General features: G+C 43.1%; 16 protein-coding genes and 1 pseudogene. 2 read left to right on the top strand and 15 right to left on the bottom strand.

The annotated features are described in order from the left end of the window. Positions 1 to 312 precede the first annotated feature (312 nt). Both O3652_RS09890 and strH read left to right on the top strand, forming a co-directional pair. Positions 313 to 1,029, top strand: a complete 717-nt coding sequence (locus O3652_RS09890) for a GntR family transcriptional regulator (RefSeq protein WP_049506255.1) — start codon at positions 313 to 315, stop codon at positions 1,027 to 1,029. A gap of 304 nt (positions 1,030 to 1,333) precedes the next feature. After that, the gene (gene strH / locus O3652_RS09885) at positions 1,334 to 5,104 is read left to right on the top strand and encodes an LPXTG-anchored beta-N-acetylhexosaminidase StrH (RefSeq protein ID WP_371590391.1); all 3,771 of its coding nucleotides are present in this window, start codon (positions 1,334 to 1,336) and stop codon (positions 5,102 to 5,104) included. Positions 5,105 to 5,161: 57 nt separating this feature from the next. Here the strand turns inward: strH and purB are convergent, their stop codons facing one another. From purB to comA, 15 genes and pseudogenes are all read right to left on the bottom strand, one after another. Continuing rightward, positions 5,162 to 6,460 (bottom strand): adenylosuccinate lyase, encoded by a 1,299-nt coding sequence (gene purB / locus O3652_RS09880; RefSeq protein ID WP_000572898.1) that lies wholly within the window; start codon positions 6,458 to 6,460, stop codon positions 5,162 to 5,164. A 21-nt stretch (positions 6,461 to 6,481) separates the two neighbouring features. Next, complete coding sequence (locus O3652_RS09875) at positions 6,482 to 8,026, bottom strand: AAA family ATPase (RefSeq protein WP_181187183.1); 1,545 nt, start codon at positions 8,024 to 8,026, stop codon at positions 6,482 to 6,484. 28 nt (positions 8,027 to 8,054) lie between these two features. Next, a pseudogene (locus O3652_RS09870) lies at positions 8,055 to 8,267 on the bottom strand (phosphoribosylaminoimidazole carboxylase). A gap of 9 nt (positions 8,268 to 8,276) precedes the next feature. After that, positions 8,277 to 9,368: a 5-(carboxyamino)imidazole ribonucleotide synthase gene (gene purK, locus O3652_RS09865; protein ID WP_258230110.1), complete on the bottom strand. Its 1,092-nt coding sequence runs from the start codon at positions 9,366 to 9,368 to the stop codon at positions 8,277 to 8,279. Continuing rightward, positions 9,355 to 9,846 (bottom strand): 5-(carboxyamino)imidazole ribonucleotide mutase, encoded by a 492-nt coding sequence (gene purE, locus O3652_RS09860; protein WP_049550113.1) that lies wholly within the window; start codon positions 9,844 to 9,846, stop codon positions 9,355 to 9,357. Before purE ends, purK begins: the two co-directional genes overlap by 14 nt. Positions 9,847 to 10,046: 200 nt before the next feature. After that, complete coding sequence (gene purD / locus O3652_RS09855) at positions 10,047 to 11,312, bottom strand: phosphoribosylamine--glycine ligase (protein WP_371590390.1); 1,266 nt, start codon at positions 11,310 to 11,312, stop codon at positions 10,047 to 10,049. Between the two features lie 120 nt (positions 11,313 to 11,432). Further along, the gene (purH, locus tag O3652_RS09850) at positions 11,433 to 12,980 is read right to left on the bottom strand and encodes a bifunctional phosphoribosylaminoimidazolecarboxamide formyltransferase/IMP cyclohydrolase (RefSeq protein ID WP_371590389.1); all 1,548 of its coding nucleotides are present in this window, start codon (positions 12,978 to 12,980) and stop codon (positions 11,433 to 11,435) included. 28 nt (positions 12,981 to 13,008) lie between these two features. Next, positions 13,009 to 13,611 (bottom strand): hypothetical protein, encoded by a 603-nt coding sequence (locus tag O3652_RS09845; RefSeq protein WP_125398123.1) that lies wholly within the window; start codon positions 13,609 to 13,611, stop codon positions 13,009 to 13,011. Between the two features lie 98 nt (positions 13,612 to 13,709). After that, a complete protein-coding gene (gene purN, locus O3652_RS09840) occupies positions 13,710 to 14,282 on the bottom strand; it encodes a phosphoribosylglycinamide formyltransferase (RefSeq protein ID WP_371590388.1) in 573 nt (190 codons plus the stop codon). Further along, positions 14,279 to 15,301: a phosphoribosylformylglycinamidine cyclo-ligase gene (gene purM, locus O3652_RS09835; RefSeq protein WP_371590387.1), complete on the bottom strand. Its 1,023-nt coding sequence runs from the start codon at positions 15,299 to 15,301 to the stop codon at positions 14,279 to 14,281. The genes purN and purM overlap by 4 nt, the downstream gene beginning before the upstream one ends. A 215-nt stretch (positions 15,302 to 15,516) precedes the next feature. Further along, complete coding sequence (gene purF, locus O3652_RS09830; RefSeq protein ID WP_063645740.1) at positions 15,517 to 16,959, bottom strand: amidophosphoribosyltransferase; 1,443 nt, start codon at positions 16,957 to 16,959, stop codon at positions 15,517 to 15,519. Between the two features lie 93 nt (positions 16,960 to 17,052). Beyond that, complete coding sequence (locus O3652_RS09825; protein WP_371590385.1) at positions 17,053 to 20,778, bottom strand: phosphoribosylformylglycinamidine synthase; 3,726 nt, start codon at positions 20,776 to 20,778, stop codon at positions 17,053 to 17,055. Between the two features lie 201 nt (positions 20,779 to 20,979). Continuing rightward, positions 20,980 to 21,687 (bottom strand): phosphoribosylaminoimidazolesuccinocarboxamide synthase, encoded by a 708-nt coding sequence (gene purC / locus O3652_RS09820; RefSeq protein ID WP_070567935.1) that lies wholly within the window; start codon positions 21,685 to 21,687, stop codon positions 20,980 to 20,982. A gap of 169 nt (positions 21,688 to 21,856) precedes the next feature. Continuing rightward, complete coding sequence (gene comB / locus O3652_RS09815; protein WP_125413299.1) at positions 21,857 to 23,206, bottom strand: competence pheromone export protein ComB; 1,350 nt, start codon at positions 23,204 to 23,206, stop codon at positions 21,857 to 21,859. A gap of 12 nt (positions 23,207 to 23,218) precedes the next feature. After that, complete coding sequence (gene comA / locus O3652_RS09810) at positions 23,219 to 25,372, bottom strand: peptide cleavage/export ABC transporter ComA (RefSeq protein ID WP_125413300.1); 2,154 nt, start codon at positions 25,370 to 25,372, stop codon at positions 23,219 to 23,221. Positions 25,373 to 25,642: the final 270 nt, after the last annotated feature.

The following is a 25,642-nucleotide window of genomic DNA, read 5'->3' as shown; positions in this document are numbered from 1 at the left end:
TCTGACGAATTAAGTTTGCGCTTTCATTTATTATAATATTAACTATAATCAAATCTTTTGCATTTGTCAATAGGTTTTAGAAAATTATTTAAAATTTTTCTATTTTTTTACTTACCGTTTACCGAAATTATCTAAAAATAGCATGAAAACGATCTTTTTATGTATGATAATTCACAAGAACATCAAATGAATTTTTTTACATGTAAAATAACATTTTTAGTCTATTATTTTAATTTTTTGACCTTAATACTACTCTTTTCTCTATATTTGTGGTAAAATCAAAATTGGAGAAAGAGAATCGAGGTGAAATTTATGGCTATTCCTAAATACCAATATATTAAAGATGAATTAAAAAACAAAATCATCTCTGGTCAATTTGCAAGTGGAGATAAATTTTATACAGAAGCCGAATTGATCGCAATGTACGATGTGAGTTCAATCACAGTTGTTCGTGCCTTGAATGACCTTGCTAAAGACGGCTACATTGTCCGCCAACAAGGTAAAGGTACTTTCGTTTCACGTGCCCGCAAGCACAAACTCGTTGAGTTTTCAGATGTTGAAGTCTTTGAAACAAAAGACGATAAAGTTACTGTCCTTTCTATCGAGCGCGGAAACAAACTTGAATATTTAGATAAACTTGGACTACGTGGAGATCAATTCTACTATAAGATTGAACGTATTCGTCAGACAAACGACGTGACATACATCTACCACACATCTTATATTCCTGAGCAATACATCAATGCCAACTATCCAAATCTTGACTATTATAGCTCTATCTATACACGTTTCAAATTGGATTACCGCATTCACATGAGTGATGAACATTTTGAGGAAATCAACGAAATCGCATTCCCAACTCCAGAGCATGCTGCTTCTGTACTCGGAATCGATACACAATTCCCAACTGTCTTCCAAACGAAGACTACAAAACTTGAGGCCACTGGCCAAGTCCTTGCCTATAGTGAAACTTATAAGCGAGCAGACTACTACAAAATCAAATTCATCTCATGTAACCGAGGTCATTAAGAAAAAGCCTGAGCCTAGCTCAGGCTTTTTCTGTATTCATTATAGCACGAGAAAGAAGTTGTGAAAACACTATGAAGGGCTCTTATTTAATTAGTAGCATTTTTACTAAAAACAAGTTAAATACTTGCTTCGTTTTTCCTTCTATCTTTATCTTTTATTGGCAATTTTCTCCTAAATCTTATGTTTTCCTCCATTTATTATAGTTCTTATATAAACCCACTTGACATTTTACCCCTTAGATAATAAAATAAAATTGGTTTTATGTAAACGCTATCATATATGATAATAACAAGGAGGTTTTGTCATGAAACTAGAAAAGAAACAGCGCTTCTCCATCCGTAAATACGCAGTTGGAGCAGCTTCTGTACTTATAGGATTTGCTTTTAGCGCACAAGTCGCAGCTGCCGACGGGATTACTCCGACTCCAACAGCTGGGGAAACAGTTCAAACTGTCCAGGAGAGTCCGCAAACACCCAATGAGGCTGGAGAGTCCAAGGCCCCAGAAAAACTGGAAGAAAAGGCTGAAGAACCTGTAAAAGAGGAGATCAAAGAAGACACGGAGGCTCCTCATACAGTTGCTCCAAAAACAGAAGAGTCAAGCGCACCAGTTCTGACAGAAAATGCTGCTCCAACTCCTACTGCCGAGAAAGAAAGTCCTGCTCCAACTGAAGTTCCTGCAGAAAACTCTCCTTCAGAAAAGAAAAATGAAGCAGCCACACCTGCAGTAACCACACCTGCAGTAGCCACTCCTAGTACGGAACGAGCAGCTCAGGTAAATGAAAAACTGGCTAAACGAAAAATGATCTCAATTGATGCTGGACGCAAGTACTTCTCGCCTGAGCAACTCAAAGAAATCATCGACAAAGCTAAACACTATGGTTATACTGATCTTCATTTACTAGTTGGAAATGATGGCATGCGTTTCATGCTGGACGACATGACGATCAAAGCCAATGGCAAAACCTATGCAAGCGATGATGTCAAACGTGCACTCGAAAACGGAACCAATGCCTACTACAAGGATCCAAACGGCAACCATTTGACAGAGAGTCAAATGACGGACTTGATCAACTATGCTAAAAACAAAGGCATTGGTCTCATCCCAACTGTAAACAGCCCTGGTCACATGGATGCGATTTTGCATGCCATGAAAGAACTAGGCATCCAAAAACCGAACTTCAACTACTTTGGTAAGGAATCTGCTCGAACCGTTGACCTTGATAACAAAGAAGCTGTTGAGTTTACCAAAGCCCTGATCGACAAGTATGCTGCATACTTTGCTGGCAAATCTGACATCTTCAACATCGGACTAGACGAGTACGCCAATGATGCTACAGATGCCAAAGGCTGGAGCGTTCTTCAAGCCTATAAATGGTATCCAGAAGATGAATTCCCAGACAAGGGTTATGATAAATTTATCGCCTACGCTAATGACCTTGCTCGCATCGTCAAATCTCACGGCCTCAAACCAATGGCTTTTAACGACGGTATCTACTACAATAGCGATACAAGCTTTGGAACCTTTGACAAAGATATCATCGTTTCTATGTGGACTGGTGGATGGGGCGGATATGACGTCGCTTCTTCTAAACTTCTAGTTGAGAAAGGTCACCAAATTCTCAATACCAACGATGCTTGGTACTATGTTCTCGGACGAAATGCCGACGGCCAAGGCTGGTACAACCTGGACCAAGGGCTCAATGGAATCAAGAACACTCCAATCACTTCTGTACCAAAATCTGAAGGAGCAGATATTCCGTTCATTGGTGGTATGGTAGCTGCTTGGGCCGATGACCCAGCTCAACGCTATTCTCCATCACGTCTCTTCAAACTCATGCGTAGCTTCGCAAATGCCAATGCTGAATACTTTGCTGCCGACTATGAGTCTGCTGAGCAAGCTCTGAAAGAAGTCCCGACAGACCTTAACCGCTATACTGCGGAAAGTGTCGCAGCTGTCAAAGAAGCTGAAAAAGCTATTCGCTCACTCGATAGCAACCTCAGTCGCGCCCAACAAGACACCATTGACCAGGCAATCGCAAAACTCCAAGAAGCTGTTAGCAACTTGACCTTCACACCAGAAGCTCAAAAAGAAGAAGATGCAAAACGCGAAGTTGAAAAACTTGCCAAGAACAAGGTGATCTCAATCGACGCTGGACGTAAGTACTTCTCAGCTGAGCAACTCAAACGTATCATTGATAAAGCTAGCGAACTTGGATATTCTGATGTGCATCTCCTCCTAGGAAATGACGGACTTCGCTTCCTACTTGATGACATGACTATCACTGCTAACGGAAAAACTTATGCAAGTGACGATGTCAAAAATGCCATCATTGAAGGAACAAAAGCTTACTACGATGATCCAAACGGAACCACTCTTAGCCAGGCTGAAATCACTGAATTGATCGAGTACGCAAAATCAAAAGGCCTCGGACTCATCCCAGCAATCAATAGCCCAGGTCACATGGATGCCATGCTTGTCGCTATGGAAAAATTAGGTATCGCAAACCCTCAAGCCAACTTTGACAAGGTCTCTAAAACAACCATGGACCTTGAAAATGAAGAAGCGATGAACTTTACAAAAGCCCTTATCGGCAAGTACATGGACTTCTTTGCAGGCAAGACTAAGATCTTTAACTACGGTACAGACGAATACGCTAATGATGCTACCAACGCTCAAGGCTGGTATTATCTAAAATACTACAATCTCTATGGCAAGTTTGCTGAGTACTCTAACACTCTTGCTGCCATGGCCAAAGAACGAGGCCTTCAACCAATGGCCTTCAACGATGGTTTCTACTACGAGGACAAGGATGATGTTGAGTTTGACAAGGATGTCATCATCTCTTACTGGTCTAAAGGGTGGTGGGGCTATAACCTTGCAACTCCTCAGTATCTGGCAAGCAAAGGCTACAAACTTCTTAATACCAACGGAGACTGGTACTATGTTTTAGGCAATCACAAAGCAGACGAAGCCTACCCACTATCAAAGGCGATTGAAAACTCTGGTAAAGTGCCATTTAACCAACTTGCTTCTACCAAGTATCCAGAGGTAGACCTTCCTACTATTGGTAGTATGCTTGCTATCTGGGCAGATAGACCAAGTGCTGAGTACAAGGAAGAAGAAATCTTTGAACTCATGACTGCCTTCGCAGATCACAACAAAGACTACTTCCGCTCTGACTACAATGCTCTCCGTGAGGAGCTTGCTCAAATCCCTACTAACTTGGAAGGATACAGCCAGGAAAGCTTCGATGCTCTAAATGCAGCTAAAGAGGCTCTCAACTACAACCTCAATCGCAGCAAACAAGCCGAGTTAGACGCTCTTGTTGCTAAACTCAAAGCAGCCCGCCTAGGCCTCAAACCAGCGGCAACTCACTCAGGAAGCCTCGATGAAAACGAACTAGCTGCCAACGTTGAAACCAAACCGGAACTCATCACAAGAGCAGAAAAGATTCCATTTGAAGTTATCAAGAAGGAAAATCCGAGCCTCCCAGCTAAGCAAGAAAAGATTGTCACACCAGGTGTAGATGGCGAACGCACTCATTACATCTCTGTCCTTACTGAAAATGGTAGACAAACAGAAACCGTTCTAGATAGCCAAGTAATCAAAGAACCTGTGACCCAAGTGGTTGAAATCGGTGCCCCTATTACTCACAAAGGGGATGAACACGGTCTTGCTCCAGCCGTAGAGGCAAAACCTAGACTGGACATCCAAGAGGAAGAGATTCCGTTCACTACCGTAACACGTGAAAATCCGCAATTACCACTCGGACAAATGCAAGTCATCGTTGCTGGTGTAAATGGTCGTCGTACGATTTTCTACTCTGTCAGCACTACTGCCGACGGCAAGGAAGAAAGAACCCTTGTCAATAGTGCGGTATCGCAGGAAGCGGTCGCTCAAGTTGTCGAAGTCGGAACTGCCGTTGAGAAAGCCGAGCAAGCTGAACCAACTACTAGCAAAGCAGATGAAAAACAACTCCCTGCAACAGGAAGTCAAGACTCTACAGGCTTGGTCGCAGCAGGCCTCATGGCGACTCTAGCAGCCTACGGACTGACTAAGAGAAAAGAAGACTAAGTTTCTTCTAAAAGGATACGAAAAAGCGAGATTGAATCTCGCTTTTTTATTTTATGATTAGTCACCAAGTCCGATACGTTCAAAGATATCATCCACTCGTTTAGTGTAGTATGCAGGGTTGAAGATTTCGTCGATCTCCTCTTGAGTCAGACGTGAGGTTACTTCTGGATCTGCTTCGAGAAGTGGTTTAAAGTCTACTTGGTTGTCCCAAGAGTAGGCTGTTTTTGGTTGCACCAAGTCATAGGCCTGTTCACGCGTCATGCCTTTTTCAATCAAGGTCAACATGGCACGCTGGCTGAAGATAAGACCAAAAGTTGAGTTCATGTTGCGGATCATGTTTTCTGGGAAGACTGTCAAATTCTTGACGATATTTCCAAAACGGTTGAGCATGTAGTCAATCAAAATGGTCGTGTCCGGTGTGATGATACGCTCAGCTGATGAGTGGGAAATATCGCGTTCATGCCAGAGAGCAACGTTCTCATAGGCTGTCACCATGTGACCACGGATAACACGCGCCAGACCTGTCATGTTTTCAGAACCGATAGGGTTGCGTTTGTGAGGCATTGCTGAAGAGCCTTTTTGACCTTTAGCAAAGAATTCTTCCACTTCACGTTGTTCCGATTTTTGAAGACCACGAATCTCCGTCGCCATACGCTCAATTGAAGTTGCAATGCTAGCAAGAACAGCAAAGTACTCAGCGTGAAGATCACGAGGAAGGACCTGTGTAGAGATTTCTTGAGCACGGATACCCAATTTGTCGCAGACGTATTGCTCAACAAATGGTGGGATGTTGGCAAAGTTTCCAACCGCACCAGAAATCTTACCTGCTTCCACACCAGCAGCTGCATGCTCGAAACGCTCGATATTGCGCTTCATTTCGCTGTACCAAGTCGCCAATTTAAGACCAAAAGTTGTCGGCTCAGCGTGCACACCGTGGGTACGACCCATCATAATGGTGAACTTGTGCTCCTTAGCCTTGTCAGCGATGATGTTGGTGAAGTTTTCAAGGTCACGACGGATGATGTCGTTAGCCTGCTTGTAGAGGTAACCGTAGGCGGTATCCACCACGTCGGTAGAAGTCAAGCCATAGTGAACCCACTTGCGCTCTTCGCCAAGAGTCTCAGAAACCGCACGCGTGAAAGCCACCACATCGTGGCGTGTCTCCTGCTCGATTTCCAAAATACGGTCGATGTCAAAGTCCGCTTTCTCGCGAATCAAAGCCACATCTTCCTTAGGGATTTCCCCCAACTCAGCCCATGCCTCGTCAGCCAAGATTTCCACCTCAAGCCAAGCACGGTATTTATTTTCTTCACTCCAAATGTTCGCCATCTCAGGGCGAGAGTAACGTTCAATCATGTTGTTTCTCCTTAACTTTTACTAAATTAATTGTACTAATTCTAAAGTATCTCTCACATAAACCTTCAAATCAAATGGTGCAATTATCTGATTATAGGATGTATCACTTTGGTCGTGATGAGGCTCTGAACAATAATTTTGTATATCTCTAAATTTACTTAGGTAAGGATACAACCTTTTAAAACTACTATAATCCTCATCATCTTCAGATTTTTCTATAAAATCTACATAATTTTTTAACCACAATTGTTCAATATTCATTCCACCCTTATCTTGCAATTCAAGCAATGTTTTATAGAACTTAATTTTAAACATTCCTTCTAATATAGGACGAATATCGCTTTTTATTCCAAATAACTGTTCACTAGGAGCATCATTTTTTTCAAAATTATGTAATTTTTCAATTCGTTGTATCAATAATGTTTTTGTTTCTGTACTAAAATTATTCTTCACTAACAAATGAGTATCTCCATTATATTTAGTCATTTCCATACACAAGGTATTTTCTTTAGGAAAAATTCTACCATGCAAGTCATTAGCAAAATATAAATCATGTGAAAAAACAAACATCTGTTTAACCTTGTTAGAAAGTTGAGAAATTAAAGTTATTGTCCTATTTTTTCTATGACTATCCATACTATTGAAAGGATCATCAAAAATAATTATTTGTTTCTTAAGATTCTCCTCTCCCATCATATCTAGTCTTGCTAAAAATGAAGCAAATGAAATTGCATTCTTATCACCATCACTAAGATAAAAATCAAAAGATACATCTCTTTTTCCTAAACTTGTCTGAATACCATTGATTTCCAGATTGAAAATTATACTTTGTAAACTAACTGATTTACTGTAGAGTGGTTTAATATCTTTGATAACAATAGAATCTGTAAACTGTCTTAAATAATAATTTACTTTATCACAATAATCTCTACAGATATTCTGGTAAAATTCTTTTACAATAGGAGAAAGTTCTTTTGTTCGCTTAGTTAATTTCTCTAACTCCTCACGTTTATCACTCACAAACTTTCTATTAATTTTCTCTATACGTTGCTTTCCCTTATTTGTTTTCAATTTGCGAATTTGTTCTTTTATCCAAGATGGATTACTCCTTATTTGCTTACGTATTCTTGAAATGTTCTTTAAATGTTTTGTGAGTTCTTGATTTTTTTGATTGATATCATCATTACTTTTAAAAAGAAAACTAAACTCATCATTTGAAAATTTAAAAGCATATACATTATCACTAAAATAAAAACTATTAAAGACTTTAATATTAGATTCTATCTCGTCCCACGAACCATTAACGAAATTATAGTTTTTTTCTTCTCCTAAAAAACGTATTTCTATGTCATCAGTTGAAGTAATTCTATGTTTTTTACTTACTAAATCACTGTTACCTTCAGCTAATGATTGAAAAATCAAAGATAATGTCGTTTTGCCTGATCCATTATGGGCAAATATAATATTGTTTTTTTTTAAATCTCCATCCCACTCAGACTGACTTTTATTAGGTTTAAAATTTGAAAACGTTCCTAGATTTTTTATAACTGTTAATTTCTTTAACATAAACTGCAACTTTCTATTATTTAAAGGTTCAATCTATCGCAACAGACGGATAATGTCCAAGTTCATTCAAGTTGGTATCCAGTGGTAAATCATAAATAGCCAGATAGTCGTTAGGAAACTGTGCAGTCAGTTCGTGATATTTTTCTTGAACTTTTTCGTGACCACTACTAGCATACAAGACTTCAACGACTGCTCCAGTCTTATCCTTTTAAACAAAATCATTCACGATGATTTGAATCATAGTCTTCACTTACCAATCAATCCCTTTCCCAAATTCCTCAACCTCATCTGGTACATCACTAAACAAAGTCACATGTCCCATCTTGCGGTTGTGCTTCGCTTCTATTTTACCATACATGTGAAGGTGGGCGCTTGGATTTTCTGTCACATATGTTTCAGCAGCCTCGACATGCTGGCCGAGAACATTAAGCATGACAGCTGGGGCATGTAGTTGGATAGCTGGCAATGGTGCTCCCAGAACACCTAAAATATGGGTATCAAACTGAGAGAAATCGCAGGCTTCAATAGAGTAGTGCCCTGAGTTATGTGGGCGTGGCGCAATTTCATTGACGATAATGTCGTCAGCTGTCGCAAACATTTCCACGCAAAGAGTTCCAGAAAGGTTCAGTTGTTCAGCAATTCGCACTGCCATAGCTTTGGCTTTGTCTGCTAGACTTCCTGAAATGCGAGCAGGCACAATGGTTTTTGAAAGAATGTTGTTTCGGTGAATATTTTCCTGAACTGGAAAAACCGTAACTTCCTTGCCATTCCCTGACACAATGACAGAAATCTCAAGGTCAAAGTTGACAAATTCTTCCAAGACACAGTCTGCAGAATCAGCCAACGCATAGGCTTCTTCCAAATCTTCTGCCGAGCGAATAACCTTTTGTCCATGTCCATCATAGCCACCAGTCGCAGTCTTGAGGACATAATTTTTAGAAAGGTCAATATCTGCCAAGTCTTGGCTTGAGTTCACAACCTTGTAGGGTGCCACAGTGACTTGGGCCTTGTTTGAGAGAAAGTCCTTTTCAAAAATGCGATTTTGCGAAATGCGGAGGAGATCTGTCCCTTGAGGGAGTTGTCCATCCTTGATAACGGCATCCAAACCGTCAGCATCGACATTTTCAAACTCATAGGTGAGGACATCACATCGCTCAGCCAACTGACGGAGGGCATCCACATCGTTATAAGGCGCCACGATGATTTCCGCCACGCGAGAGGCCGGGCAATCAGCCGCAGGATCCAGCGCGATAACCTTGTGGCCCATGTAGATAGCAGAAATGGCCATCATCTGACCCAGCTGACCGCCACCGATAATTCCGATTGTTTTAGATGAGCTCATTTGTCGACTCCTCTGCGATTTTTCCTTGCTCTTCTGCGAAATCAGCCAATGCTGTCGCGATAGCTTGATCCCCTACTGAAAGGAGACGGAGGGCAAAGAGGGCTGCATTTGTCGCACCAGCTTCACCGATAGCCATAGTTGCGACAGGCACGCCACCCGGCATCTGCACGATAGAGTAGAGCGAGTCCACGCCACTAAGGGCACGCGATTTGACGGGTACACCGATGACAGGAAGGGTTGTTTTGGCTGCGACCATTCCTGGCAAATGGGCTGCGCCACCTGCACCTGCGATAATGACCTTGATACCGCGACTACGAGCTTCCTCCGCATGTCTGAACATGAGGTCTGGAGTACGGTGGGCAGAGACAACTTTCTTTTCGTAAGCTACACCGAAGCGGTCTAGAACTTCTGCTGTTTTTTGCATAGTTGCCCAGTCGGATTTTGAGCCCATGATAATGGAAATTACTGGTTTAGTCATAATTTTTCCTTTTTCTTCTTTTTTAATAATGGTCTTCGGTGGTGGGGACGGAAGCAAACCTTCGGTTTCATTCCTAAACTTTGAGCCTAAGGTCTCAAAGTTTCCCCGACCAGAACAGTAATAGTTCTGGTCTTTTCACCACTGCGACCATTATCTTACTTTGGCTCGCTTTGGCTCGCCATTGACAAATTTAGTATCTGTTAATCTTTTATAGCCTTGCTTCCGATATCTGTTCGGTAGAAGAGACCTTCTGTTTTTTGTTGAGCGAGTTCTTGGTAGATCGTATCTTGGGCTTCTTTGACGGTGTCTGCTGTGGTGACGAGCATATAGACACGTCCGCCATTTGACAGCAGTGCTCTGCTATTTTCCGCAAACTTAGCACCGGCATAGTAAGTGATGATGCCGCCTTCTGTCTTGGTAGGAAGCTTGACACCTTTCTCATAAGCGAGTGGATAGCCGTTTGATGCTACAACAACACCCAGTGTCACACCCTCGTCCGTCCAAGTGATGGCTGGCTCCTTGCCATCAAGAATATCCGTGATATTTTGTGCAAAATCGGAGGTCAGACGAGGCAAGATAATTTGTGTTTCTGGATCTCCGAAGCGAGCGTTAAACTCGATGACTTTAGGACCGTCAGCAGTCAAAATAAGCCCTGCGTAAAGAACACCAAGATACGAACGACCTTCTTTGATCATCCCTTCAAGGACTGGCTTGACAATAGTGTCAACCGCTGTGGCAACCACGCTCTGTGGCAAGTGAGGAACTGGCGCATAGGCACCCATCCCACCAGTATTAGGACCCTTGTCGCCGTCATAGGCACGTTTATGGTCCTGAGCCGTTGGCATAATGTAGAACTTGTCCCCATTGACAAAGGCAAAGAGAGAGAACTCTTCTCCATCAAGGAATTCCTCGATGACCACACGCGCACCTGAGTCACCAAATTTATTGTCCAAAAGCATCTCATGAGCAGCTTCGACTGCTTGCTCAACCGTCTCCGCAACAACGACACCCTTCCCAAGCGCCAAGCCATCCGCTTTAACTACGATTGGAGCGCCTTTCTCCTCGATATAAGCCTTAGCCTCCTCGAAATCTGAAAATGTACCATAAGCTGCTGTCGGAACGTCGTATTTGACCATGATTTCCTTAGCAAAATCCTTGGACCACTCCAGCTCCGCTGCAGCCTTAGTCGGACCAAAAGCTTTGAGCCCAGCTTGGTTAAAATCATCTACAATCCCAGCAGCAAGGGCATCATCTGGCCCGATGAAGGTCCAAGCAATATCGTTGACCTTTGCAAACTCAATTAACTTAGAATGTTCGGAAATAGAGATATTCACCAATTCCAGACCATCTAGAGTCATCCCATCATTTCCAGGAGCTACAAAGACTTTTTCAACGTCTTTTGATTCAAGCAATTTCTTAGCAATCGCATGTTCACGACCACCAGAACCGACAACTAACAGCTTCATCTCTCAACCTCTTTTGCGAATTATTTACTAATATTATATCACAAACGTTCGTTTTAATCTTGTTTCACTTAGCATTTTAAACCAAAAAAGGAAAGAAACTGTTTTCTTCCCTTTTGCTTCTTAATGTCTAAAATGTCTCACACCTGTGAAGACCATGGTCAAGCCATATTTATCCGCTGCTTCAATAGATTCTTGATCACGGACGGAGCCACCTGGCTGGATGATGGCCTTAATACCTGCTTTGGCGATTTCTTCCACGTTATCCGCAAATGGGAAGAAGGCATCTGAAGCAAGCACAGCGCCGTCAAGGCGGTCTTTAGCTTGGTCAATAGCGATGCGGACTGAAGCCACACGATTGGTTTGACCTGGCCCAACACCAAGTGTCATGTGGTCGTTGGTGATGATAATACCGTTCGATTTGACGTACTTGATAGCCTTCCAAGCGAACTCAAGGGCTATCGCTTCTGTCTCGGTTGGCTGGCGTTTAGTCACCACTTGCCAGTCAGCTGGGCTTTCCTTGACCACGTCTTGGTTTTGCACGAGGAGTCCACCTACCACGCCTGTGTATTCTGCTTCCACTTCGCTTGCCTCTTGAGCGTCAAATGGCAAGGCAAGTATACGCAAGTTTTTCTTTTTGTTGGTCAAAATGGCTAGCGCTTCATCCGTATAGCTTGGTGCGATGATGATTTCAAGGAAAACTCTGTGCATCTTCTCAGCTGTCGCAGCATTCACCTTACGATTGAGAACGACAATTCCTCCAAAGATAGACACTGGGTCAGACTCATAAGCGTAATCCCAAGCAGTTTCGATGTCATCAGCTTGACCAATTCCACATGGGTTCATATGTTTGAGAGCCACAACAGTTGGACGGTCTTTGAAATCACGAATAATACGAATGGCCGCATCCGCGTCACGAATGTTATTGAAGGACAATTCCTTACCGTTGAGCTGTTTAGCTGATGCAATCGAATAGTCAGTCGGCAAAGCTTTTTGGTAGAAGTCCGCATCTTGTTGAGGGTTTTCCCCATAACGCATTGGTTGCTTGAGGTCATAGGTCAAAGTGAGCTTTTCAGGCTTGCTTTCTCCGACTTGAGCTGTGAAGTATTCTGCAATCAAAGCATCATAAGCCGCAGTGTGGCGGAAAACCTTGGCTGCCAAACGTTGACGCGTTTCGTAAGTCGTTTCACCATTGGCTGCCAATTCGTCCAAAACCACAGCATAGTCAGCAGGGTCTACCACAACTGTCACGCTAGCGTGGTTTTTAGCCGCTGAACGAAGCATGGATGGCCCACCGATATCGATGTTTTCAACCGCATCAGCGTACGTCACATCTGGTTTGAGAATCGTTTCCTTGAAAGGATAAAGATTGACAACTACAAGATCGATGAGCTCAATCTTATTGTCCTTAGCCGCTTCCAAGTGGCTATCCAAGTCACGACGAGCAAGAAGCCCTCCGTGGATATTTGGGTGGAGAGTCTTGACACGACCGTCCATCATTTCTGGGAAGCCAGTCACATCGTCGATGGCAATAGTGTCCACCCCAGCATTGTCAAGGGCAATCTTGGTCCCACCTGTCGAGATGATATCCCAACCAAGTTTTTTGAGTTCTTGGGCAAATTCAACAATGCCCGCTTTATCTGAGACGCTGATTAAGGCGCGTTTAGTCATGTTATTTCCTTTCATTTAGTATAAGCATTTAAACCATACTTAATCTATCTGAATCATACTCAGATATTTTTTTTATTGGCAGAGTACCATGATGATAGTAGGCAGAATTATATTGGGACTGTACGAACCTTTCAGGATTTATTTCATAAGTATTATAATAATAATTTTTATAGATATCCATATAATAAATTCTAAATTTAGTTGTACTAGAATCTGTAATTGGAAAAATAATTTTTTTCTTACAGTCCTTCTTGATAATTTTAAAACTCTCTACATTTTCTACAACATCGCCATAGCCTTCCGACAACTCTTCAGTTGGAGAATAATCCTCTTTCTTATGTGTTACTATCGCGTGGTTCAGACCTACATTCTCAATTTCTAAATAGAGAAAATGAGATGCTCTTACTTTTTTTAACGTAGTATCAGACGGTTTTAGCACTCTAATTGATAACCAAGGTAGATTACTTAATCTTCGTTCATTTATAATAGTCTTTTGATTAGCTTCAAAGTCTCTTTGACGATTGTTCCTATCATTTGATAAAGTTAGTTCAAAAATTTTTACAGTAGCATAAACCCCAATAATAGCCCCAAAATATCCCAACCAATCATAACTTTCTGATATATTACTCAAGATGGGAATACTCCTTGGTATATTCGTCAAGTCAATTATAAACAATATCACTGTAACCACAAAGACTGTCTGAAATACATGTTTACTTATATATGTTCTTATTTTCCCCACGTTAAAGAAACCTTTCTCTCCACTCCCAAACTATCCAATACTTCTGGATACAACTTGTACTCAGTCTCATGAATGCGAGCTTCAAAGCTTTCGATGGTATCATCAGCTAGACGTGGAACACGGACTTGTTTGATGACCTTGCCTGTGTCCACACCTGAGTCCACCCAGTGAATGGTGACGCCACTCTCAGCAACACCAGCATTCCAAGCGTCCTCAATCCCATGAGCTCCTGGAAATTCGGGCAGGTAGGCAGGATGAATGTTAATGATCCGACCCTCGTAAGCAGCGAGCAAAGTTGGCCCAACGATTTTCATATAGCCTGCGAGACAAACCAAGTCAATCTGGTGTTCTTCCAAGAGCTCGACAAGAGCTGCTTCGTAGTCCGCCTTGTTCTCAAACTCCTTGAGTTCAAAAGCATAGGACAGAACGCCGAGCTTGTCTGCACGCTCGAGCACATAGGCGTCTCGATGGTCTGAAAAGACAAACTCCACCGGAAATTCTTCAGCAATCACCTGAAAATTTGAGCCGTTACCAGAGGCAAAAACCGCTATTTTTTTCATTTGATGATGACACTTTCGTTTTCTTTCTTGACGATGCGACCAATTTCATAGACTGGTTCATCCAGTAATTCCTTGACACGATCTACATTTTCAGGGCTAACTGCCAGCATGAGTCCCACACCCATATTGAAGATTTCAAACATTTCTTCATGCTTGATTTTACCGTATTTTTCAAGAGCTTTGAAAATCGGAAGCACTGGAACCTTGTCTTCTTCAATTTCCGCAGCTAGGTCAGCCGCAAACATACGAGGAACATTTTCAATAAAACCCCCACCTGTGATGTGGGCAATACCGTTGACCAATCCTTCTTTGATGAGTGGCAAGACAGCCTTGACATAGATACGAGTCGGCTCAAGAAGGACCTCCTTGAGTTTCTTGCCTTCCAATTCTGGCAAGACTTCCTCACCCGTGTAGTCGGCAAAAACACGGCGCACGAGTGAGTAACCATTCGAGTGAATCCCACTTGACGCAAGTCCGAGAAGAACATCACCTTCTGCCACTTTTGAACCGTCAATGATTTGAGATTTTTCAGCCACACCGACTGCAAAACCAGCCAGATCGTAGTCATCTTCGCCATACATACCAGGCATTTCAGCCGTTTCCCCACCGATGAGGGCTGCGCCTGCCTGCACACAGCCTTCTGCCACACCAGCAACGACTTGTTCTAGTTTAGCTGGTTCATTTTTACCAGTTGCGACATAGTCGAGGAAGTAAAGAGGCTCCGCACCTGCAGCGATAATATCGTTGACACACATGGCCACACAGTCTTGCCCAATCGTATCATGCTTATCATACTTGATGGCCAACATGAGCTTGGTCCCGACACCGTCAGTCCCTGAAATCAAGACGGGCTCTTTGACACCTGTTTTTGAAAGGTCAAACATGCCACCAAAGCCACCAAGAGCTCCCATAACACCCACACGCTCCGTGCGAGCCACGTGCTTTTTGATCCGCTCAACAACTTCATAACCCGCTTCAACATCTACACCTGACTGGGCGTACGCATTTTTATTTGCCATTTTATTTTTCCTTTTCTTTGAGAAGATTGCGACGTATTTTTAGATAAAACAATTATTTTATCTAAAAATACTAGTCAGGGCTCTAGCTTTGGTCCCATAGGGCAAAGCATCTACTGACAAATGCTTTAGCTTTTAGTCAGTAGCGAGACGTGGAGCATAAGCATTTTTATTTGTCATCTTCTCTTCCTTTCCTTTCATGGAGAGTCTTTATCCGTCTACTTGTAAAAACTGGTCTTTTCTTCAAAACTTCTTTGATAGTCTTCCTCATAGTCGTAGAGAGGAGTTGGGTAGTCGCCGTCAAAGTAAGCGACACAGAGACCACCGTTTGGCGCATCTGTTTCGATGCCAATAGAATTAATCAAGCCATCAATCGAAAGATAGGTCAGGCTATCTGCACCAATGATTTGGCGAGTTTCTTCGACCGTATGATTGGCCGCAATCAGCTCCTGACGCGTCTGGATATCAATCCCGTAAAAACATGGATAAGCTAGCGCTGGACTACCAATGGCTACGTGAACTTCAGAAGCCCCCGCTTCTTTCAAAAGCTGAACGATACGGCGAGAGGTTGTCCCACGTACAATAGAGTCATCAATCATCACCACACGTTTGCCTTTGACAACACCCGAAACAGCAGAGAGTTTCATCCGCACCCCTTGCTCCCGCAATTCTTGAGTCGGTTGGATAAAGGTACGTTGCGTGTATTGGTTCTTGATGAGGCCCATTTCATTTGGCAGACCAGATTCTTCTGCAAATCCCATAGCTGCGCTGAGTGAGGAATTTGGCACACCGACCACAATATCTGCTTCGTACTTGAACTCACGCGCTAGTTGCGCTCCCATACGTTTCCGTGCAGTATGGACGTTGACACCATGGATATTGGAGTCAGGACGGGCAAAGTAGATATACTCCATAGAGCAGATCGCCAACTGGGTATCATTCGTATAGCTATCATACTGAATCCCATTGTCATCCACGATTACAATCTCTCCTGGTTTTACATCACGAATCCACTCAGCACCGATGACTTCAAAGGCACAGGTTTCAGATGAAACCACTACTGCTCCGTTTGCCATTTTCCCAATAGAAAGTGGACGGAAACCATTAGGATCAAGCGCCGCAATCAACTTGTCCTCAAATAGCAAGATATAAGCAAATCCACCTTTGACAAGGCTAAGCGCCTCTTTGATTTTGCCCATCAAGTTGGGATTGTGACTCCGACGAATGAGGTGAGCCAAGATTTCCGAGTCCGAAGTTGAACTGAAAATAGCTCCTCTTTGTTCCAATTCTTTCTTGAGCGATTCGGCATTGGTCAAGTTTCCGTTGTGAGCAAGTCCAAACTGCATATCATGAAAGCGAAAGAGGAAGGGCTGGATGTTGTCAACAGAAGCTTCGCCAGCAGTCGCATAACGCACATGCCCAATCGCGCTCGTTCCAGTTAGTTTATCCAAATTAGCTGGATTTCTGAATACTTCTGATAAAAGCCCCATATCACGATGACGCTTCAATTGCCCCTGATCATTGGAGAGGATTCCTGCCCCCTCCTGACCACGGTGCTGAAGACTGTGGAGACCAAAATAGGTCAATTTAGCAGCATCTGGATGCCCCCAGATACCGAAAACACCACATTCTTCATTAAGAGATTTTACTTCGTATGTCATTTTTTATACCTAATTTTTATTTGTGTAGCACCAAGAGCTAAATTTACATGACTTTTACATTACTGATACTATCTATTAGAAAATCTGTAAGTCTTATTTTCCAGTAAAGTATTTAACCGCCGACGCAAACAGGTGCTGGTCTTTATTTCCTGGGATGTTTTGGAAAAGACCGCCTTCATAACGTTCTGAGTGTCCCATTTTACCGATGATTTGGCCGTTCTTGCTGGTAATTCCTTCGATTGCATTTACAGAACCATTCGGATTGTACTTAGAATCCATGCTTGGTCTGCCTTCAAAGTCAACGTATTGGCTAAAGATTTGACCATTGTCACGGAGCTCTGCAAATTCCTCAGCCGTCACGACAAATTTCCCTTCACCGTGCGATACCGGAATAGCGTGGATATCGCCCACTTGCACACCAGCCAACCATGGTGAGTTGGTATTGGCAATTCGCGTTTCTACCATCTTAGCTACGTGCTGGTTGGAATCATTGTAGAAGAGGGTTGGACTAGTGCTACTTGCATCTTCAAAGTTACCATATGGAAGAAGACCTGATTTGACGAGGGCTTGGAATCCATTACAGATACCGATAATCAAGCCACCACGAGCGATAAAGCTATCAATCGCTGCACGCACTTTTTCATTAAGAAGGATATTGACAATAAACTTAGCTGACCCATCCGGTTCATCCGCAGCGGAGAATCCGCCTGCAAAGAAGAGAATGTTTGCCTTGCCTATATTGTCAACCATGGTTTCAACTGACTTGACAATAGCTTCTTCATTCAAGGTCACAAATGGCACCAAGTTAACCTCTGCACCTTCTTTTTCGAAGGCTTTAGCTGAGTCATATTCTGAGTTGGTTCCTGGGAAGACTGGGATGTAAACCACCGGTTTTTCAATAGTTTCCTTGGCTTTGATGACTGCGTTAGAAGCGACAGCTGGTACTTCGTCCAATTCTTTAGATTGGGCAAATTCTGTTGGGTAAACTTCTTCCAGTTTTCCTTGGAAGGCACTGTCAAGTTTGTGTCCATCTAACTTCACACCGTTGACAAGGAGTGTAAAGTCTGCTTTCGTTTGACCGATTTTCTCTACTCCAGCAATCTCTTCAGGAGATGTGAAGACAAATCCGCCCAATTGAGCTGTTAAAGAACTTTCAAGTTCAGGCAAGGTCACCTCTGCACCGATATGATTTCCGAAGGTAGCAAGTGCCAAGCTTTCAAGGACACCGCCATATTTAACAGCTGATGCAGATGTTACTTTGTGTCCAGCTTGGATGGCTTCAAATTGAGCAAAATTAGACTTGATAAGATCAAAGTCAATCTCTTGTGCTAGAGCTTGACCTGGGATGTAGTAGATGTTTTCACCAGCAGTCTTGAACTCAGGAGAGAGGACCTTACGGCTATCTGCCGTCGTCACCCCAAAGGCAACCAAGGTTGGCGGTACAGTCAATTCTTCAAAAGTACCAGACATAGAGTCCTTACCACCGATAGATGGCAAGCCAAGTTGGATTTGTGCTTCGATAGAGCCTAGGAGAGCTGCTACTGGCTGACCGAAACGCTCAGCTTGTTTGTCCATCCGCTCGAAATACTCTTGGTAAGAGAAGCGAGCCTTAGACCAGTTTGCACCAGCAGCAACCAGACGAGCAGTCGCTTCGATAACCGCATAGACAGCGCCATGATATGGAGACCATTCTGCCACGTATGGATTGAATCCTTGCGCCATGACAGACGCAGTGTGAGTCACACCGTGTTGAACTGGCAATTTCTGCACAGATGCCTCAGTTGGTGTGAGTTGGTAGCGACCACCAAGTGGGTGATTGACCGTTGAACGACCGACCGAGCAGTCAAAGATAGTTTGTAAACCTTTTTGACTCGCATGGTTGAGATCAGACAGAACCGCAAGGGTATCTGCTTCAAGGGTGTCAGCACTTGTTGTGCGTTCTTCTGGGAGTTTGACATCCTTGTCCACAACCTTGGCATCAACGACTACACGCACACCGTTTGTATCAAGGAAACGGCGTTCCAAGTCGACAATCGTTTCACCATTCCAGTGCATGACAAGATTTGGTTTTTCAGTCACTGTTGCCACAACAACAGCATCAATATTTTCTTTATTACATTCCGCAACGAAGGCAGCTACGTCTTGAGGACGCACCACAACTGCCATCCGTTCTTGAGATTCAGAAATGGCAATTTCTGTACCGTTCAAACCTTGGTATTTAAGAGGAACCTTGTTAAGGTCAATTTCAAGACCATCTGCCAATTCACCGATAGCCACACAGACACCACCTGCTCCAAAGTCGTTGGATTTCTTGATGAGACGAGTGACATCGCCATTACGGAAGAGACGCTGAATCTTGCGTTCTTCGATGGCATTCCCTTTTTGAACCTCAGCTCCAGCAGTCTCTACAGACTCAACTGTTTGAACCTTAGAAGATCCTGTCGCACCACCGACACCATCACGTCCAGTCTTCCCACCGAGTAGAATAATCACATCGCCCGCTTCCGGTTTTTCACGAACAACATTACCCTTAGGAGCAGCACCGACAACGGCACCAAGCTCCATGCGTTTGGCTACAAAACCTGGGTGGAAGTACTCACGAACGTAAGTCGTCGCCAGACCAATTTGGTTCCCATACGAAGAATACCCATGAGCCGCTGTCTTCGAAATGACTTGTTGTGGCAATTTCCCAGCGCGCGTTTCTGAAATCGGCGCTGTAATGTCGCCCGCGCCTGAGATACGCATGGCTTGGTAAACGTAGGAACGCCCTGACAGCGGGTCACGAATGGCTCCACCGATACAAGTAGCAGCCCCACCAAATGGCTCAATCTCCGTTGGGTGGTTGTGAGTTTCGTTCTTGAACATGAGGAGCCAAGGTTCCTTGACACCATCAACGTCCACTTCGATTTCAACCGAGCAGGCATTGATTTCGTCTGACACTTCCATGTCGTCCAAACGACCATTAGCACGCTCATAACGACCAAAAATAGTCGCCATATCCATCAAGGTTTGTGGTTTTTCAGAACGACCTAATTCCTCGCGCATAGCGATATATTTATCATAGGTCGCCTGCAATTGTTTTTGGAATTTAGAAGCTGAGAAGTCGATATTTTTCAACTCTGTCTCAAAAGTCGTGTGACGGCAGTGGTCAGACCAGTAAGTGTCCAAGACCTTGAGCTCTGTTTCCGTCGGCACGCGCCCGATTGACTTGAAATAATCTTGGATAAAGAGCAAATCATCCACTTCCATAGCCATTCCTTGTTCAGCCTTGTAGCGCGCAAAGTCTTCTGCTGTATAGCTTTCAAAGAAAGTCAATTTCGGAATGGTCTTGTCTGACTCTGAAAATTCCTGCTTGGCAATCCCTGTTGTGATATCCTTGAAACGTGAATCCACTGGATTGAGCAAGTAGTTCTTGACCGCTTCCAACTCAGTCGCATCAATATCGTTATTAACCAAGTACAATTGTGCTGTGTTGACCGTCACGTCACTCGAACTTCCCAGCAAAAGCAAGGCTTCCTGTGAAGATGTGGCACGTTGGTCAAATTGACCCGGCAAACTTTCAATCGCAAAGAAAGCATATTTCTCAAGATCAGCTTGAACTCCAGCTTCATCCAAAACAGTATCAGTCACTTGCTCAGAGAAGATGTGTTTTTCCGCAGGTGCAAACAAGTCCTCTGCCAAATCAAAGACATCATAAACCTGCACAATGCGAATACTTTTCAAAGTTGACAGTCCCAAGTTGTGCTGGAGCTCCCTTACCAAACTCTCTGACTTGACTTGAAAATCAGCCTTTTTTTCAACAAAAATACGTTTATTCATCAATTCTTATTCCTTTATTTCAGCTCTTGCAATGTTCCCAAATGACCTTGAAGGTGCTATTTTAAACCTTGCAACTTTTCCCAGACAATCTCGTAGACGCTGGTTAATTTACCTAGCCCCCGACGGAGTGAAAAGGTCCAGGGGACCTTTACAGCCTGAGTCCTTACATCTGAAAGACGAAGGTTTTCCGTTTCTAACAGCTTATTTCAAAGCCTGCAATTTCTCCCAGACAATCTCGTAAACATCCGTCAATTCACCCAAGCCACGGCGGAAAACATCCTTGTCCATGTGGTTGCCATCTGCATCCCACAAACGGCAGTTATCTGGTGAAAACTCGTCTGCCAAGATAATCTTGCCATCCTTGTCAAAACCAAACTCTAGCTTAAAGTCAATCAATTTGAGACCAATCTCAGCAAACCAATCCTTCAAGAGCTCATTGATACGACGGGTTTCTTCTTTCAAGTAAGCAATCTGCTGGTCATCCGCAATTTTTAGGAATTTCACATGCTCATCATTGATAAAGGGATCATCCAAATCATCATTTTTATAGTAAAATTCGACAATTGGAGTCTCAAATGCAATACCTTCTTCTACGCCAAAACGTTTTGAAAAGGAACCAGCCGTGTAGTTGCGGAGCACAACTTCCAAAGGAATAATCTCCACCTTTTTATTGAGTTGTTCCGTATCCGAAATTTTCTCCACAAAGTGAGTCGCTACACCAGCCGCATTTAATTTCTCAAAAATAAAAGATGAAATCTGATTATTTAACACTCCCTTGCCCGCAATCTGCTCCTTCTTGACACCGTTGAAGGCAGTTGCCTGGTCCTTGTAAGTTGAAATAATGAGATTTTCATCCTCAGTTGTATAGATATCCTTGGCTTTTCCCGAATAGATCAGTTGTTTTGACATTTTAAAGTTCGCCTTTCGTTTTACTTGAGCACATTCTACCACAAAAGCATGAAAAATTCAAGATTTTTTACGAATAAATAACGTTTTCCTGTTTCAAGCGTAAAGAAAAACTGCAAGATAAGCTCTTCTTACAGTTTAAAAATCATTTATCCTCTGAAAAACACGAATATTACCCTTTATTTAAAAATTGATCCCAAAAATAACGGAGATAGCTTTTCTTTCCCGTAATCATCTGCAGGCGACCTTCTAAACCATAACGAAGTTTTTCAGCCTGTTCCGAAGTTAAATTAGTCTCCGCCTCAATTTTAAAGAAATTCCCTTTTTCAGTTTTTGTAGCTGTCGCATCAATACTTGTAATCGTGGAATCCAGGAAAATTTGATTCTTGGCATCGTTAATCGTAGTATAACGGACAGAGTCCCCAATCTTGACTCTAGCAACATCTTTTGAACTGAGATAGGCTGTGAGTTTGGTTTTTCCTTCTTTTTTCAAGGATGGGTAGAGTTGGGCTAGCAGGGTTCCTTCTGCGACCATCGTAGATTCACTAGTCTCAGGATTGAGGTGAAGCACCCCATCCTCACTTGCTGTAATCTTCCCCTTATCTAGGAGACCTCCCTGTACCTTCTTACCCGATTCCGCCTCCAAAATTTTCTGATCCAAAAGGGTTAATTCCTGACCGACTTTGACTAGGTGCTGAGATTTGAGCGATTCCAGTTGACTATCTAGTCCCGTTGCGTGGGCTTGTTGAGCTCCAGAACCCGCATACTGTACACGATAGGTAGCCAAACTAGACTCTAGCTGGGCAATTTGTGCATCCACCTGTGCAATAACTTGTGATTTAACTTGCGAATCATCTCCAGCTTGGTTTTTATAGGTCTGATAAAATGAGTAGGCGGCATTTTGACTATCCAGTTGATCTCCTTTTTCAATCGCTGACTTGGCTGTTTTGTAGTCTCGAATTTTATCCTCTGTTTGGCTGATAAGATTGCCAATCTCGGCCTGACTCTGACTTGCGGCTGCATTTTGAGAGGAAATGCTGGCATTTTGTTGAGAAACATTACTTCTTAGACCATTCGCTTGGCTGAGATAATCTCGAAACATCTCCTGGTAACCAAACTTATCTGCCTCTGGAAATTGATCACTCCCCTCTTTCAAACTGGATTGCAAATACCCCAACTGCTTTTTTTGATCCTTTAGCATCTCCAATTGACTGGCATATGCTTCAACCTGGACAGCCTCTGCCCCTTGCTGGTACTGAACGAGTAGGTCCCCTTGCTTGACCAACTTGTTTTCTTCCAGATAGTTGGCCACAATGCGTTGATTGCTAGTCGACTGGATATTAGCAATGATCCGACTAGGTTCGACAGTCGCCCTGGTAGACAAACTAATCTCCTTCTCTGCAAAAACTGCAAATCCCAGTAAAAACACGAGCAGAAGTGACATAGGTAAAATCACCCGACTGGAAAAATTATGGTAACGACGATTATAAAACTCCGCACTTTCTAAAAATTCTGGTTTCATCTTCTCCTCTTTCTAACTATTCACCAAATGGGCATAAAAGCCATCCTGCGCAAGCAAGTCTGCATGGGTGCCTTCTTCGACAATCTTGCCCTGATTCAAAACAACAACCTTCTCTGTCCGCTCAGCAATGGTCAAACGGTGGGCGATGAAAATCAAGGTCTTGTCTAAAGCCATGAGATTATCCACAATCCGCTTCTCTGTCAAAATATCCAAACTGCTAGTCGCCTCGTCCAAGATCAAGACAGGTGCATCTGTCAAGAGAGCACGCGCCAGAGCGATTCTCTGCCGTTGCCCACCAGAAATTCCAGCCCCATCCGAAGTTAATTCTGTCTGGTAATTCAGGGGCATACGCTCAATATCCTCCCGAATCTCGGCCAATTCAACTGCTCGTAAGATATCTTCCTGTGTCGTCCCTTCCTTGACTCCAAGGAGAAGATTCTCCAAAATCGTTCCGTTAAAGACATAGGGCTGTTGAGGCAGATAGTTGATGTACTGGCGCAGGGCTTTTTTATCAATCTGATTGAGATTGACACCACCCAGACTAATCTCTCCCTGACTAGGGTTGTAGAAATTAACCATCATCTTGGCCAAGGTGGTCTTACCCGAACCTGAAATCCCCACGAAAGCCATCTTAGACCCTTGCGGAATGGTCAAATTGATATCTGACAAGACGTCACGACCATAGCCATACTTATAGTGAACCTGCTTAAAGGTCATATCTCCCTTCATCATGCTCAAATCTTCTACCGTTTTCTTCTCCTCAAACTCCGAAGCTACTAGATAAACCTCATTTAAGCGATTATTGGCAACCTGCGCTGTCTGAAGTTTGGTTTGTAGGTTGATGATATTTTCCAAAGGATTGGTAAAGTAAACAAGCAGGGTGTTATAGGTAATCAGCTGGCCCAAACTCATTTTCCCATCCATGACGAGAATGGCTCCCAGCCAGAGAACGGCAACATTTAGCAGGAGCTGAGCAACTTTTTTCAGTGCCTTTTGCTGGCTTTCTGCCCGACTGTAGGTAAAGGATTTTTTCAGATAAGCCACAAATTCCTTGTCAATCTTTTGATAGCGTGAGCTTTCACTAGTCAAAGATTTAATGGTCTCAATACCGTTGATGTCCTCGATGATAGAAGAAGACAGAACCGCATTGGCTTCCATGGTATCACGATTCATCTTTTCAAACGGCTTCATAAAGGCAAAGATAATCACTGTATAGATGGGAAGCGCAAGTAGACTAATGAAGAAGAGCGTCATATTTTGTGAAAACAAGACAAGCGAGATAATCAAAATCGTCGACACATCTAGGAAAATCGACAGAATGGTCGACGCCAACGCATCGATGATACTGTTAGCATCCGTAAAACGAGATACAATCTCTCCTGTCCTGCGTGTTGCAAAAAAGGACATCGGCAGGTGAAAAACATGCTTGATGTAGGACAAAATCACATCAATTGACAGGCGTTGCCCCAGAACAAGTAAGAGGTATTCCTGCGCATAGGACAAAATCTGCTGGAGGATATAGACGATGACTAGTCCCATTGAGATAATACCCAGTGTCGAGCGCATCTGGTCTGGGACGTAACTATCAATGATGGACTGAAGGTAGTAGGAACCCACAATATTGATTAAGGTTACCAAGAGTGTCGCTAGGACGATATTGGTAATTAAGCCACGCTGTTTGAGCAAGATTGGCAAGAAAGATAGGAGCCCCTGTTTTTTCTCCTTATGGGGTTTATAGTCTGGAGACGGAGCCATAAAGAGACTGACTCCTGTCCATTCTTGCGCAAATCGCTCACGGGAAATCTTGGTCAGCTTAACACTGGGATCTGGATCAGCGATATGGATTGCCTTCTTATCCTGACCTGTCACCACATAATAGTGGAGCAATTTCCCTTCCTTGAGAACATGAGCCACAAACGGAAAGGTCAAATCTGGCAGGTCAAAGAGCGTCATATCCGCCTTGATAGCCCGCGTTTCAAAACCAATTTCCTCTGCCACCTTTACAAGACCCAAAGCCGTCGTCCCATCCATGGTCGTCTTGGCTAACTCTCGTAGATAAGCCAAGGAGTAATAACTACCGTAGTAACCAAAGACCATAGCCAAGGAAGCCACGCCACAATCCATCTGATCCACCTGGGGACGATAGTGCCTTTTCCCAAATTTCATATCCTTCTCCTTTTTCTAATAATCTCTTAGAAACTTTGTAAGATTATTTTAACCAAATAAGGATAAAAACAGGAAAATATTCCTAAATAAACCATTTTTGCACCTAAAACGCACTTTCAAAAGAATAAACTATCATTTAAATGTAAAAATCAGAACAAAAGTTCTGCCTGTTTAAAGTAACCGTTAAAAAATGAATGCCCAGAAATAAACTATTCTGAAATGATATTTCTATAAAGTAAGATAAATGTCATCAAGAATGATGAAATCGTA

It is taken from the genome of Streptococcus sp. 27098_8_23 (assembly GCF_041432195.1).
Taxonomy (GTDB): domain Bacteria; phylum Bacillota; class Bacilli; order Lactobacillales; family Streptococcaceae; genus Streptococcus.
This window is presented reverse-complemented; position numbering and strand designations above follow the sequence as displayed.